The 13,957-nt window shown below is 53.1% G+C and carries 13 protein-coding genes; all 13 read right to left on the minus strand.

The genetic code is table 11. The features are described 5' to 3' along the window. Window positions 1-45 precede the first annotated feature (45 nt). The 13 genes from phoU to zapE all read right to left on the minus strand — a co-directional run bounded on the left by phoU (window position 46) and on the right by zapE (window position 13,957). Entirely contained in the window at window positions 46-774 is a 729-nt protein-coding gene (gene phoU, locus NHM04_RS06885) for a phosphate signaling complex protein PhoU (protein WP_254266252.1), read from the minus strand. A 47-nt stretch (window positions 775-821) separates the two neighbouring features. Then, on the minus strand, window positions 822-1,586 hold the full coding sequence (pstB, locus tag NHM04_RS06890; protein WP_254266605.1) for a phosphate ABC transporter ATP-binding protein PstB: 765 nt from the start codon (window positions 1,584-1,586) through the stop codon (window positions 822-824). Between the two features lie 178 nt (window positions 1,587-1,764). Further along, the gene (gene pstA, locus NHM04_RS06895; RefSeq protein ID WP_254266253.1) at window positions 1,765-3,432 is read right to left on the minus strand and encodes a phosphate ABC transporter permease PstA; all 1,668 of its coding nucleotides are present in this window, start codon (window positions 3,430-3,432) and stop codon (window positions 1,765-1,767) included. 18 nt (window positions 3,433-3,450) lie between these two features. Continuing rightward, window positions 3,451-5,733 (minus strand): ABC transporter permease subunit, encoded by a 2,283-nt coding sequence (locus NHM04_RS06900; RefSeq protein WP_254266254.1) that lies wholly within the window; start codon window positions 5,731-5,733, stop codon window positions 3,451-3,453. 159 nt (window positions 5,734-5,892) lie between these two features. Beyond that, a complete protein-coding gene (locus NHM04_RS06905; protein WP_254266255.1) occupies window positions 5,893-6,861 on the minus strand; it encodes a PstS family phosphate ABC transporter substrate-binding protein in 969 nt (322 codons plus the stop codon). Between the two features lie 184 nt (window positions 6,862-7,045). Beyond that, window positions 7,046-7,663 (minus strand): Yip1 family protein, encoded by a 618-nt coding sequence (locus NHM04_RS06910; protein ID WP_254266256.1) that lies wholly within the window; start codon window positions 7,661-7,663, stop codon window positions 7,046-7,048. Window positions 7,664-7,815: 152 nt separating this feature from the next. Further along, a complete protein-coding gene (locus NHM04_RS06915) occupies window positions 7,816-8,211 on the minus strand; it encodes a ClpXP protease specificity-enhancing factor (RefSeq protein ID WP_254266257.1) in 396 nt (131 codons plus the stop codon). A gap of 59 nt (window positions 8,212-8,270) precedes the next feature. Continuing rightward, on the minus strand, window positions 8,271-8,909 hold the full coding sequence (locus NHM04_RS06920; protein WP_254266258.1) for a glutathione S-transferase N-terminal domain-containing protein: 639 nt from the start codon (window positions 8,907-8,909) through the stop codon (window positions 8,271-8,273). A 53-nt stretch (window positions 8,910-8,962) separates the two neighbouring features. Further along, on the minus strand, window positions 8,963-11,014 hold the full coding sequence (locus NHM04_RS06925; protein ID WP_254266259.1) for a ubiquinol-cytochrome c reductase: 2,052 nt from the start codon (window positions 11,012-11,014) through the stop codon (window positions 8,963-8,965). A gap of 2 nt (window positions 11,015-11,016) precedes the next feature. Continuing rightward, on the minus strand, window positions 11,017-11,610 hold the full coding sequence (gene petA, locus NHM04_RS06930) for a ubiquinol-cytochrome c reductase iron-sulfur subunit (RefSeq protein ID WP_254266260.1): 594 nt from the start codon (window positions 11,608-11,610) through the stop codon (window positions 11,017-11,019). A gap of 260 nt (window positions 11,611-11,870) precedes the next feature. Beyond that, window positions 11,871-12,263 carry a 30S ribosomal protein S9 gene (rpsI, locus tag NHM04_RS06935; RefSeq protein WP_254266261.1) on the minus strand — a complete coding sequence of 131 codons (393 nt, stop codon included), beginning with the start codon at window positions 12,261-12,263 and terminating at the stop codon, window positions 11,871-11,873. A gap of 14 nt (window positions 12,264-12,277) precedes the next feature. Then, window positions 12,278-12,706, minus strand: a complete 429-nt coding sequence (gene rplM / locus NHM04_RS06940) for a 50S ribosomal protein L13 (RefSeq protein ID WP_254266262.1) — start codon at window positions 12,704-12,706, stop codon at window positions 12,278-12,280. 159 nt (window positions 12,707-12,865) lie between these two features. Beyond that, a complete protein-coding gene (gene zapE, locus NHM04_RS06945; protein ID WP_254266606.1) occupies window positions 12,866-13,957 on the minus strand; it encodes a cell division protein ZapE in 1,092 nt (363 codons plus the stop codon).

Raw genomic sequence — 13,957 nt, forward strand, 5'->3', positions numbered from 1 at the left:
ATGTATGGCTATTTAACCGCGCCTGAGCGTCAAAGTAAAACCGGACTAATCGTCAGAGTCGCCCTGTTGCAACTGCTCTTCAATTTCCTCATAGCTGCCGTGGCGGACATCTTCACCTTTTACCAAATAGACTACATACTGGGCGATATTACGCGCATGGTCACCAATACGCTCCAGCGCCCGCAAGGACCACATAATATTCAACACGCGGGTAATGCTGCGCGGATCTTCAATCATGTAAGTGATCATCTCACGCATAGCGGTGGAGTACTCCATATCCACAGTGCGATCTGTCTGCACCACTTTAAGCGCTACGTCCAAATCAAGGCGAGCAAAGGCATCCAGTGAATCGTGCAACATGCGCGATACATGATTGCCGATGTGGCGCATTTCTACGTAGCCGCGCGGGGCCGCTCCATCGCGACTTAAGGCAATAGCCTGACGCGCAATCTTACTCGCCTCATCGCCGATGCGCTCAAGGTCTGTAATCGCTTTGGTCACCGCAATCACCAGACGAAGATCCCCCGCTGCGGGCTGGCGTTTTGCGAGGATACGCACGCACTCTTCATCGATGGAAACTTCCATTGAGTTAACCTTGCGATCGCCGTGCACTACTTGCTCGGCCTTCTCCAGGTCCACCTCAATCATCGCGGTAATAGCATCATTCACCTGGCGCTCTGCCATACCGCCCATTTCTGCCAGGTGCGTTTTAATATCATCCAGCTCGATATTAAACTGCTGGGAGATATGGTGAGTGTGACTGGTAATATCCATAGCCAATTATCTTCTGTGTAAAGTAAATGTAAGCGATTGCGCGCGACTTAACCGTAGCGACCGGTAATATAATCTTCGGTTTGTTTTTCTGTTGGATTGGTAAACAGGGTATCTGTGTCGCCGAATTCAATCAGATCCCCCATATACATAAACGCCGTGTAATCCGATACCCGCGCCGCCTGCTGCATATTGTGCGTAACAATCACAATGGTGTACTTGTCTTTGAGCTCGTAAATCAACTCTTCGATTTTCAGCGTTGAGATTGGGTCCAGCGCCGATGCCGGTTCATCCAACAAAATAACTTCTGGCTCAATGGCAATAGCACGGGCAATCACCAAGCGCTGTTGCTGACCGCCGGACAAGCCAAAAGCGTTGTCGTGTAGACGGTCTTTTACCTCGTCCCACAAAGCGGCACCGCGCAGTGAATTCTCTACCACTGTGTCGAGGGTACGCTTGGACTTAACTCCCTGCAGACGCAAACCATAGGCGACATTTTCGTAAATCGATTTGGGAAAGGGGTTGGGCTTTTGGAACACCATTCCCACTTGGCGGCGCAGCTCGGCAACATCTACACCCGGGGCGTAGATGTCGTCCTTATCCAGCAAGATTTTGCCCTCGATACGGCAGGAATCCACCAGATCATTCATGCGGTTAAAACAGCGCAACAAGGTAGATTTACCACAACCCGAGGGGCCGATAAACGCCGTCACTTTCTTTTCGGGGATATCCAGACTGATATTATTCAGCGCCCGCTTTTCGCCATAGTAAAGGTTCAGATCCGAGACCTGCAGCTTAATAGTTTCGTTTTCCATAGACATAGGTTCAGTTTGTTCATTGGGGCGCTGCACCGCAGGCTTGCTAGCCAGCGGCGACTCTACAGCGGCGCGGTAGTTGGCAGCTTCCCTCGCCTGCTCGGCGGCCGTACTTTTATCGTTAGCAATGCTCTGCTCATTGGCATCATTGGTTTCTAACATGTTTCAACTCCCGTTATCAATCAGACGCACTGCGGTATTTTTCACGCAGACTATTGCGAATTCGAATGGCGGTCAGGTTCAGCACAATAATCAACAGCACTAACGTCAACGCAGTGGCGTACACCAGCGGGCGCGCCGCCTCTACGTTGGGGCTCTGAAAGCCCACATCGTAAATGTGGAAACCCAGGTGCATGATTTTTTGATCCAGATGCAAGTACGGGTAGTTGCCATCCACCGGCAGCGAAGGCGCCAGCTTAACCACACCCACCAGCATCAAAGGTGCTACTTCACCAGCGGCGCGGGCAATTGCCAGAATCAATCCCGTCATCATGGCAGGCGTTGCCAGAGGCACCACCACTTTCCATAGAGTTTCGGCCTTAGTCGCCCCCAGCGCCAAAGAGCCCTGACGGATGGTGGTAGGAATACGCGATAAGCCTTCTTCGGTGGAGACAATGACCACCGGCAGTGTCAGCAACGCCAGTGTTAAAGAGGCCCAAAACAAACCCGGTGTACCAAATGTGGGCGCGGGAAGAGATTCGGGATAAAACAGCTCATCAATGCTGCCGCCCAAAAAGTAGACAAAAAAGCCCAGGCCAAAAACACCGTAAACGATAGAGGGCACACCAGCCAGGTTATAAACCGAGATCCGAATCAGGCGCAGCACCGGCCCCTGCTTAGCGTACTCACGCAAATAAATAGCAGCCAGTACACCAAAAGGTGTGACGATAATCGACATCACCAGAACCATGGTTACCGTGCCAAAAATAGCGGGGAAAATACCGCCTTCAGTATTAGCCTCACGCGGCTCGTCGGTCAAGAACTCCCAAAAACGCTCCATATACTGACCGAGTTTGGCAATAACTCCCAGAGAGTTCGGAGTGGTAACCCGGACGATGTTTTGCAGCGGAATGTTGACCCGGGTTCCCGAAGCCACTTCGGCCACCAGGGTATCGCGCCCCAGCTGTCGATACAGCTCGTCGCGCTCTGCTTTTACCTGCACATACTGAGCATCCAGCTCGGCCTTGCGCGCGGCAAATTCCGCCTCTGCTTCGGCCATAGTTGCTGAATCGACCCCTTCCAGCTCCAATCTGCGACGCTCCAAACGCATCCGCTCCAGGGCGTGATTGATACGGCCGATGTCGACTTTCTCGATATGGTTGATTTCATCGTGCAGCTCTACGCTGCGCTCGACCCGCTCGTCCAGTGCCTGCCAGAAATCCTCCTCGGTCGCGCTGAGTAGCTGCTCTCCATTCTCCTGCAGTGCGACCGGGAAGCCGTAAAAACTGCCCCACTCACGGCGCTCAATAACCATGGCATTTTCCGGATAGGTCCACTCACCCATACCGGTCTCCATATACCAGTTAAAGTCGCGGCCGCTGACATCGCGATTACCCTGTTTCACCAAGTAGCGGGTAACCAGTTCGACATCCTCAGGTACGGTGTAGCCACCATCGCGGGCGACCGCTGAGGGAATGGTTTCCGCACGGACCTTCTCGCCCAGAATCACATGCTCGGTACCGCTTTTATCAATGATTGTGGTTTGCAGAACATCGGCGGGCCAGAAATGGCCAAACCCGCGAATCGCAATCAGGCCTATCAGGCCCACCACCATCACTACACACAACGCCACGGCACCGCCGTTCAGCCAGATCCAGGGGGCGCCACTTTTAAACCAATCTTTCATTTGTGTCGTCTCCCGGTATTAAAGGTTGCTGTAGCGTTTACGCAGACGCTGACGAATAATTTCCGCGCAGGTATTGACGATAAAAGTGAGCGTCAACAGCACGATTGCCGCGAGGAAGAGAACCCGGAAGTGGGTACTATCGACCGCCGTTTCCGGCAGTTCTACCGCGATATTGGCCGACAGGGTGCGCATACCTTCAAAGATGTTGAAATTCACCACAGGGCTGTTACCCGTCGCCATCAATACAATCATGGTTTCACCCACAGCGCGGCCAAAACCCATCATTACCGCAGAGAAGATGCCCGGGCTGGCGGTCGGCAATACAACCCCGACCACGGTTTGCCAGCGTGTTGCCCCCAAAGCCAGAGAACCCTGAGTCAGGTGGCGAGGCACGTTAAAGATGGCATCTTCGGCGATGGAGAAAATGGTCGGAATCACCGCAAAGCCCATGGCGATCCCCACGACCAAAGCATTGCGCTGGTCGTAGTCAATGCCGTTGTCGGTAAACCACTGACGCATGCTGCCAGAGAAAAACCACACCTCGACAAACGGGCTGAGTACCACACAGAGCCAGCCGGTCAGAAGAATAGGCAGAATCAAAATAGCCGCTTCCCAACCCTCAGGCACGCGAGTACGCACACCTTGAGGTAATCTGGACCAACTGTAGCCAACTACCAACATCATCAGTGGCATAAAGATAAGTACACTGAAAACTGCTGGCAGATGATTTTCTAAAAACGGCGCCAGCCATAACCCGGCCAGAAAACCCAGAATAACCGTAGGCAAGGCTTCCATAATTTCAATGGTGGGCTTTACCAAACCACGCATCTTGGGCGTCATAAAATAAGCGGTGTAAAGCGCACCCATAATGCCCAGCGGAATGGCAAACAACATGGCAAAAAACGCGGCTTTAAGAGTACCCAGCGACAGGGGTACGAGGCTCATTTTCGACTCGAACTCATCCCCGCCGGACGACGCTTGCCACACGTATTCAGGGCCGCTACGCCCCTCATACCAGACTTTTTGCCACAGAGAACTGAAAGAGATCTCCGGGTGCTCATTCCACACATCCATCACCTGGACCTTGCCGGAATCGTCCAACAGCAGCATCTTGCGATTGATTGGCGATATCGCGATCTGCTCAATGCCGTTGTCGGCGACCTTTTCCACCATCAGGGTGCGAGCTGCGGTGCCATGGTACACACCGATATTACCGGCGCTGTCGCCCACCCAGAAGCCGCGTCTGGCGTATTCGGGGGTAATTGTGGTCACGCTAGCCGGCAGTGATTCAAAGTCACGCACCGGTTGTACGTGATAAATATTCTCGGGGTCACGCACCAAAAGCCACTGGCTCACACTGCCGCTGTCGGTGCCAATAACCAAAGAGCCGGTACCGACTAAGAATCGCATAGCCGTAACCTGGCCGCGCTCGGTTGCGACCGATTCGGTCAATGTGGATTCGCCGCGGTCGGCGATATCATATAAGTGCAACTTTCCCTGGTTATCAGCCACCACCAGGTGGCTCGCGGTTTTATCCACTTCCAGCAATACTGGTCTGGCACCACTGGGCAGAGCGGGGATAGCCTCGACACCACCGGTGGTGGTAATTTCGCCGGTCATCAGATTTTCGCGCGCAGAATAACGGCCCAACAGCAAGCGGCCATCGGCGGTCGCCGCCGCCATCACATAACCGCGCTGAGTTGCCTGCACCGCCACCTGTGTCAGCTCGCGCCCCTGCTCGTCAAATTGCAGAGGAGCCTCACCCAGCGGGAAACCCAACTGAGGAGAAATCTTGCGCTGATCATTCGGATAGCTTAAGCGGTAGCTCAGCTGCGCCAATGTCAACTGACCATTGCTGTAACCATACGCCAGCAGCGCTTCTCCCGGCGTACTTTGCCCCAGCGCTGTGTACTGTGCGCCTGCTGGCGTCGCCACTGCATAATCCGATAAGGGCTCGCCTGAATCGGCGCGGAAAAAGCTGACGCCATCGGCGGTAACCTTGGCCCCTAGCTCCTCGTAGCGCTCTAAAATTAAATGTTCAACATTGGTGTTGGCGCCTGTGGCACTAACCGGATAGGACTCTTGAAGCTCAACATCGGCGTCTTTTAGTAAAGGCACCACTTCGGAAAAGAGATAGAAAAAAATCAGCCCCAGCGCGCCCACTACGGCGAGACCGGCGCTAGCCACGCCCCAGCGCGAAAAACGGTCTTTAAGTCGGCGAATATTACGCAACCTGGCCCGTTCACGGGCATTGGGCATTAGGCTCTCGCCCGCCTGAGGTGCGGCAGTCGTGTCACTCATTGCCTGAAAATCCTGGTGAAGAGAGTAGATGTTTCGTGTTATCCGCCACCACAAGCATTAAGCGATTATTATATGAGGCGATACTAACAACGAACTGTGACATTTTTTACGGCAGCCCCGCGAGCGGTTATCCCGCTCGCAGGGCTGCAACCTGCATTGTTACAGACCCAGCTCTTTGGTTACCCGCTCGGCAACCTTGGCTGGCAAGGGGATATAGCCATCGCGCACGACCACTTCCTGTCCCTGCTTGGAGATCACCATTTTCAGGAATTCAGCCTGCATGGGGTCCAGTGGGCGATTGGGGTGCTTGTTAATGTAAACATAGAGAAAGCGCGCCATCGGATAGCTGCCGTCGGCCGCGTGCTCGGCATCGGCCGGCGCATAGGGCTGACCCTCTTCGGCTGCCAATGGCAGAGCGCGCACGCTGGAGGTGACATAGCCGATACCTGAGTAGCCAATACCGTTAATTGACTCACTCACACCCTGCACTACCGAAGCAGAACCGGGCTGCTCGTTGATGCTGGCTTTGTAATCGCCGCCACACAGGGCTACGTCTTTGAAAAAGCCGTAAGTACCAGAGACCGCATTGCGGCTGTAAATGGTGAAGTCGCGGTTAGCCCAGGCACCTGTCAAACCCACCTGACCCCAGCGGGTAATATCTTCGCCATAACCACAGCGACGGGTGGCGGAAAAAATTGCGTCAACTTCGGCCATGGTTAACCCTTCGATCGGGTTATCTTTATTGACATACACAGCAACCACGTCAATTGCCACCGGCACAGCGGTGGGTTTATAGCCGTAGTGTGCTTCAAAGGCCTGAATTTCCGAAGCTTTCATCTCACGGCTCATGGGGCCGAAGTTAGCCGTGCCTTCCGTCAGTGCCGGTGGCGCGGTAGAAGAGCCAGCCCCTTGGATCTGAATATTTACGTTGGGATAAAACTTGGCGAATTCCTCTGCCCAGAGTGTCATCAGATTGTTAAGGGTATCGGAGCCGATACTGTTGACGTTTCCAGATACCCCGGAGGTGGCGGTGTATTCAGGAAGGTTGGGGTCTACATCGGCGAAAACCGCCGAACACATTAGTGACCCAGCTAAGGTCAAACCGCGAAAAATCTTACTGGCTTTCATCGTGCGCTCCTATTGGATAATTTCGCTAAAAACTTAAACTCCGGCGCACTCTATCGAGCCTATATGACAATTATGTGACAAGCTGTAAAGAAAGTGTCATAAAAAATACACAATTGAAAAATCCCGCTACCAAAACAACAAAAGGCGGCCAATGCCGCCTTATATAGCTTATTAAATCACCGTTTTAGCTGACGTACACAGGCCCCATTCCCGAGCCCCACACGATAACGGTGGCGACCATAACAACTACGGCCAACACAAGCCCCACGGTAATCACCGAGCTTGCGTACACAAAGCCTCGCTCCTTGGGAATATTCATCAAAATGGGGATACCCTCGTAAATCAGGTAAATGGAATAGCAGGCGGCCAGAATAAACACCCCGGCAACCAGCCAAAGCTCGGGGAATAAGAGTACAAAACCTGCCAGCATCATCGGCGTTGCCGAGTACACAGCCAACGCCGTACCTTCATAATGACGCTGCGGCGCCTCATCGGTCACACCGAAGCTGTGACTCATCCAGTTTATATATTCACCCAGGATATAAACCGCCGCCAATTGCGCCAGATATGCAAACGCACAGAGGATCAGCGCACTGTCCGGGGTCAACTTTACGATGCCACCGCTACCAATGCTCCAGCCCTGCTGAGTTACGCCAAAGTATGCACAAATAACTGGAATCAGCGCCAGCAGCGGTACGTGTGTCCAGTAGACCTTAAAAAAGCTTTGATCTTCGTTGCGAATGCGCTGCCATTCGCGGTCCGGGTTGGTAAAAATTCCAAAAGTATGCTGGAACATAGCCATGTTACTTCTCCTACAGCTGGTTTTTATTATTCAGTGGGTCTGTAGGATCAACGATAACAATAGGCGCAGGAGGGCAACAAATAAGATATTGCTATATTAGGACTGACCAATAAACATACAAAGAAATATGGACAGTAACGGGCGTTACCCCGTTACTTAACCACTCGCAAACTGGGTCGTTTATCCTCATCACCTTCTGGCTTGGGGGGCTCAGGTGGCGTTGGCGGCTCGGGTTCGGCATCGAATACCATACCCTGGCCATTTTCCCGGGCATAGATTCCCAGAACGGCGTAAGAGGGAATAAACAAATCTCGCGGCACGCCACCAAACCGGGCACTAAAGGCAATGTGCTCTTGAGACAGATCCAGCCCAACCACTGAGGTAGGCGAAATATTCAGCACGATCTGACCATCTTTATTGACATGCTCTTGGGGGACTTCCACCCCGGTTGCCCGTGCATTTACCAAGATATAGGGCGTGCAGGCGTTATCCACAATCCACTCGTACAGGGCACGGATCATATAGGGGCGGCTTGAACTCATCGGCATACAGCGAGCGCTCCTGAATTATAAATAAACGAAAACGGGGCTCAGGCCCCGTCATAGAATCAAGCTTGAGGACGCATTTCCGTCTCGGGCTCAGTCAAACTCTGCTGGAATGACTCTCGCGAGAACAAGCGCTCCATATACTGTTTGAGCGGTAGGCTCTGCCGGGTGTTAGGCAGCTCAATTCCCAACGCATTCAAACGCCACAAAATCGGCCCCAAGCAGCAATCCACAATGGTGAACTCTTCACTCATAAAGAAAGGCATTTCAGCAAAAATAGGCGCAATGGTCAGCAGGCTATCTTTTAACTCTTTCCGTGCGTGCTCAACCTTTTCGCGGTCGCCTCCCTGGACAATAGTATCCACCATAGGCGCCCAGTCGCGCTCGAGACGGTACATCCAAAGGCGGCTTTGAGCTCGGGCCACCGGATAAACCGGCAGCAGCGGAGGATGAGGAAAACGCTCATCCAGATACTCCATGATTACTTTTGACTCATACAGAGACAGATCGCGGTCAACCAGAGTCGGCAGCGTGTTGTATGGGTTCAGATCAGCGAGTTCGCGGGGCTTGTTCGCAGAATCTCCCTCGACCATATCAACCGAAACACCCTTTTCGGCCAGCACAATACGTACTCGATGGCTGTAGTGGTCTGTGGGGTCAGAATAAAAAATCATGGATGAGCGCTTAGTCACAACACCCATTAAGTCACCTCAGTAGTCAATGTAGTGGGAGTGGGCCTTAGCCCACTCTAAAATCAGTGAATGCCTTTCCAGTATTCACGGTTCAACAAGTAGGTAAAGACAAACAGAACACACAGGAACAGCAGTACGAACACGCCTATGCGCTTACGATCCAATTGGGAGGGCTCGGCCACATATTCCAGGAAATTCACCAGATCATAAATGGCGAGATCGAACTCCTCAGCACTCATGCTACCTTTTATATCGCCTTCAACCAGTGCGCCACAGTGCTCATCCATCACCAGATTGCCTAGGTTATCGCGCTCGGCGTTGCCGTGGCTGTCGAGTTTTGGACCGGCACCACACTCATGCAATCCCTGCAGTTCAAGCATGACATGGGGCATACCCACGTTGGCAAAAACACGGTTATTGACCCCGAGTGGGCGGGATTCGTCTTTATAGAAATTACGCAGATACGTGTAGAGCCACTCCGGTGAACGAGATCTGGCCACCAGAGTCAAATCCGGCGGCGCGGCACCAAACCATTTTTTGCCCTGCTCTTTGGTCATGGCGTTTTCCATCAAATCACCGATACGGCGCTCACCAAAAACCAGGTTGTCCATCATCACATCATCGGGGATGCCGAGATCATCGGCCACGCGACCGTAGCGAGAGAACTTGGCCGAGTGACAACCCATGCAGTAGTTGACGAAATACTTGGCGCCGCGCTGTAGCGACGCCTTGTTTTCCAAGTCTGGCTCCATAGTGTCACAGGGGATAGAACCGCAGGCAAAGTGGCTTTCAGCACCAACGGCTTTGATTGGCACCACCACCAGAATAGCGAAGAGTACGAAGCCACCTAAGGTCAGGTGCAGGGGCAAGCCCTTCATACGAACACGCTCAGGCTCTGGCTCAGTTTTCTCGCGCTTAGTCCAGAATGGCATGCCGATGAAATAGGCGAAGTACAAAATAGTACATACCTGAGACAAGATTGTGCGCCCCGGAGTTGGAGCCTTCACACCGAGATAACCCAGTATCACAAAGGCAGCGGCGAACACAATCAGCGCTACACGGCTGAAGTTACCTTTATAGCGCATGGACTTAACCGGGCTCTTATCCAACCAAGGCAGCACAAACAAGATGGCAATCGCAGCCCCCATGGCAATCAGGCCCAGGAACTTGGAACTCAGCGGCCCAATATCGAAGGTTACTGCACGCAAAATGGCGTAGAAAGGCGTGAAATACCAAACAGGCGCAATATGCTCGGGGGTCTTCAGGTTATTCGCTTCTTCAAAGTTAGCGTACTCCAGGAAGAAACCACCCATCTCCGGCATAAAGAACAGCACGAAACAGAAAACAAACAGGAAGACAGAAACGCCCACCAGATCATGCACAGTGTAGAAGGGGTGGAAAGCCACGCCGTCTTTAGGTACACCGTTTTCATCTTTGTTCTTCTTGATCTCAATACCGTCTGGGTTGTTTGAGCCAACTTCGTGCAGCGCCAATAGGTGCAAAACTACCAGTCCCAAGAGAACAATCGGCAGCGCCACAACGTGCAACGCGAAGAAACGATTCAAGGTAATACCCGAAATCAGGTAGTCACCGCGCACCCATTCAACCAGAGAGTCGCCCACCACAGGAATCGCACCTGCAAGGGATACAATCACCTGCGCGCCCCAGTAGGACATCTGCCCCCAGGGCAGCACATAACCCATAAACGCTTCGGCCATCAGCACCAGGTAGATGGTCATACCGAAAATCCACACCAGCTCGCGAGGCGCTTTATAAGAGCCATACATCAAGCCGCGGAACATATGCAGGTAAACCACCACAAAAAAGGCGGAGGCACCCGTGGAGTGCATATAGCGCAAAATCCAGCCGTAATCGACATCGCGCATGATGTATTCAACCGAGGCAAAAGCCTCTTCAGCGCTGGGCGTGTAGTTCATGGTCAGCCAGATACCGGTCAGCAGCTGGTTAACCAGCACCAGAATCGACAGTACCCCGAAGAAATACCAGAAGTTAAAGTTTTTCGGCGCGTAGTATTTACCCATGTGGGTATCCCAGGCGCGCTGTACCGGCAGGCGGGCATCAACCCAATTCCAAAGACCTTTCAACTTGCTCATGCTTATGCCTCCTGATCCTCGCCGATGGTTAACACTGAATCGCTGTCGTACCTATGGGGCGGCACTTGCAAGTTAATAGGCGCGGGCACACCTTTGAAAACGCGGCCGGCCAAATCGAACTTAGAACCGTGACAGGGGCAGAAAAAGCCGCCCTGCCAATTGTCACCACCTAAATCGGCAGCGCCAACTTCCGGGCGAAACATGGGGGCACAGCCCAGATGGGTACACAGACCCAGCAAAACCAACACTTCAGGTTTAATCGAGCGGGCGTGATTCTGCGCATAGGGAGGCTGTTGAGGCTCTTCAGAGTTGGGATCGCGCACCAGATCGTCGGTTTTGGAGAGGTTTTCAAGAGCCTCTTCGGTACGGCGTACGATGTACACCGGCTTGCCGCGCCATTCCACGGTAATCATGGCGCCCGGTTCAATTTTACTAATATTCACCTGCACCGGTGCACCGGCAGCTTTGGCCTTGGCACTCGGATTCCAGGACCCGACAAACGGAACGGCAACGCCCACTGCACCTATAGCGCCCACCACGGTAGTGGCGCCGGTGAGTACACGACGGCGTGTTTTGTTGACAACGTCATTGCTCATGACGACTTCTCCCCTAACAGCATCGACGGCTAAAAATCACTGAATTTCAAATATTTAGATGGATCTTATTGTCTTAAAAAATTGCCCAATCTTAATGAAAATGCGCGCCTGTTACAAGGAAAAGGGCGCGAGCCCGCGTGCCACAAGGGCTCGCGAGCAGGCCAGACAAATTAATCAAAATAGCGGATACAAAAAAAGCGCCCAAGGTAAAACCCTGGGCGCCTTTCCTTTTGCCTGCTGCACGGCAGCAACAATCCCAATTAACGCTTGGAGAATTGTGGCTTCTTACGTGCTTTGCGCAGACCGACTTTCTTACGCTCAACTTCACGCGAATCGCGGGTTACATAACCCTCGGCACGCAGAGGCTGACGCAGAGTTTCGTCGTATTCGATCAGAGCGCGAGTCAGGCCGTGGCGAATAGCGCCCGCCTGACCGAAGCTACCACCGCCTGCAACAGTGGCTTTAACGTCGAATTTTTCCGTCAGATCCGCAGTTTCCAGCGGCTGGCGCACAACCATCTGTGCAACTTCGCGACCGAAATACTGATCCAGCGGACGACCATTGATGGTGATTGTACCTGTGCCTGGAGTAATGAACACTCGAGCGGTCGAGGTCTTACGACGGCCGGTACCGTAATATTGAGTAACTGCCATAATCAGCTTTCCGTTTAGATGTTAAGTTCTTGCGGCTGCTGAGCAGTGTGCGGATGCTCACTACCTGCGTACACTTTCAACTTGTTGAACATAGCGCGACCGAGAGGACCACGTGGCAGCATGCCTTTTACAGCAGACTGAATTACACGCTCTGGAGCCTTATCGATCAGCTTCTCAAAGCTAATAGACTTGATGCCACCGATGTAACCGGTGTGACGATAGTACATCTTGTCAGTAGCTTTGCGACCGGTCACAGCAACTTTCTCTGCGTTAATAACTACGATGTAGTCACCGGTGTCAACATGCGGGGTGTACTCAGGTTTGTGCTTTCCGCGCAGACGAGTAGCGATCTCCGTAGCCATACGGCCCAGAGTCTTACCTTCTGCATCAATGACGAACCAATCGCGAACGACTGACTCTGCTTTAGCACTATATGTCTTCATGTTATACCTGCCTACTAGGTGGTGCTTCCCACAAAAGAGCGCGAATACTACATAAGCGCCGATATCTTTTCAACCTCTTTTTGCACTTTTTTTATCCAGTTGCAATTCGACCGAAAAGCGGGGCGTTCAACTCCTCCCCGGGACCCAATGCGGTTAGCGCTAGGGGCGATGCGGACGCCCCAAATACTCGTGACTGCGCATCTCTAACAGACGGCTGGCGGTGCGTTCAAATTCAAACTCCAGCCGACCACCAGCGTACAGACTTTCCAGCGGCTGCTCGGCCGACACCACCAATTTGACGTGACGATCGTAGAACTCGTCCACCAAATTAATAAAGCGCCGCGCCTGATCATCTTTATCGCCGCCCAACTGCGGCACATTTGCCACCAATACCGTATGAAACTCTCGCGCCAGCTCAATATAGTCATTCTGCGAGCGCGGTCCATCGCAAAGCTCGTTAAACTCGAACCAGGCCACATCATCAGCCACCCAGCGCGCCAATATCGGTCGCCCTTCTACCTCGAGCTTCACATCAGCGCGGCGCTGAGCTCCGGCAGGCGCGAGACTGACAAAGGCGCGCTCTAATCCCTGCTCCGCCACCTGCCCCAAAGGGCTATAGTAGAGTTCAGCTTGCTCCAGGGCCCGCAGGCGGTAATCGACGCCGCCATCAACGTTTACAACTTTGGTATGCTTTTGCAGCAGCGCAATCGCCGGTAAAAAGCGCACACGCTGCAATCCGTCCTTGTACAGACCAGAGGGCTCAATATTGGAAGTGGCCACCAGGGTGACCCCGCGGCGGAACAAACCATCCAGCAACCCCGCCAGGATCATGGCATCGGTTATATCGCTGACAAAAAATTCGTCAAAACAGATTACCCTCGCCTCACCGGCAATGTTATCGGCCACCTGCTCCAGCGGATTTTTTTGTCCGGCCAGTTTTTTTAGCTCACTGTGCACACGGCGCATAAAACGATGAAAGTGCGCGCGCATCTTTTCCTTAAACGGCAAACTCTCGTAAAAATTATCCATCAAATAGGTTTTGCCGCGCCCCACTCCGCCCCAAAAATACAGACCGCGCACCGGCTCGCGCTCACGCTTACCCGTCAGCCGCGCCCACAGGCTGGGCGCTGGAGTCGGCTGCAGCAACGCCTCGTACAAAGCCTGCAGCTCGGCAACCGCCATAGCCTGGGATGCATCAGCATGGAAGTCTGGCGCCTGCAAATCTCGCTCATAGCGCCGCTGGGGGGACAT

The organism is Gilvimarinus sp. DA14 (assembly GCF_024204685.1).
Classification (GTDB): Bacteria; Pseudomonadota; Gammaproteobacteria; order Pseudomonadales; family Cellvibrionaceae; genus Gilvimarinus.

Bases quoted from the DNA above. Each gene is read 5' to 3' on its own strand.
- pstB (WP_254266605.1), bottom strand. From the start codon at position 1,586: ATGGAAAACGAAACTATTAAGCTGCAGGTCTCGGATCTGAACCTTTAC.
- NHM04_RS06910 (WP_254266256.1), bottom strand. From the start codon at position 7,663: ATGGCTATGTTCCAGCATACTTTTGGAATTTTTACCAACCCGGACCGC.
- NHM04_RS06920 (WP_254266258.1), bottom strand. From the start codon at position 8,909: ATGGGTGTTGTGACTAAGCGCTCATCCATGATTTTTTATTCTGACCCC.
- NHM04_RS06925 (WP_254266259.1), bottom strand. From the start codon at position 11,014: ATGAGCAAGTTGAAAGGTCTTTGGAATTGGGTTGATGCCCGCCTGCCG.
- zapE (WP_254266606.1), bottom strand. From the start codon at position 13,957: ATGTCCCCCCAGCGGCGCTATGAGCGAGATTTGCAGGCGCCAGACTTC.
- rplM (WP_254266262.1), bottom strand. From the start codon at position 12,706: ATGAAGACATATAGTGCTAAAGCAGAGTCAGTCGTTCGCGATTGGTTC.
- rpsI (WP_254266261.1), bottom strand. From the start codon at position 12,263: ATGGCAGTTACTCAATATTACGGTACCGGCCGTCGTAAGACCTCGACC.
- NHM04_RS06915 (WP_254266257.1), bottom strand. From the start codon at position 8,211: ATGCCGATGAGTTCAAGCCGCCCCTATATGATCCGTGCCCTGTACGAG.
- NHM04_RS06900 (WP_254266254.1), bottom strand. From the start codon at position 5,733: ATGAGTGACACGACTGCCGCACCTCAGGCGGGCGAGAGCCTAATGCCC.
- NHM04_RS06905 (WP_254266255.1), bottom strand. From the start codon at position 6,861: ATGAAAGCCAGTAAGATTTTTCGCGGTTTGACCTTAGCTGGGTCACTA.
- pstA (WP_254266253.1), bottom strand. From the start codon at position 3,432: ATGAAAGATTGGTTTAAAAGTGGCGCCCCCTGGATCTGGCTGAACGGC.
- phoU (WP_254266252.1), bottom strand. From the start codon at position 774: ATGGATATTACCAGTCACACTCACCATATCTCCCAGCAGTTTAATATC.
- petA (WP_254266260.1), bottom strand. From the start codon at position 11,610: ATGAGCAATGACGTTGTCAACAAAACACGCCGTCGTGTACTCACCGGC.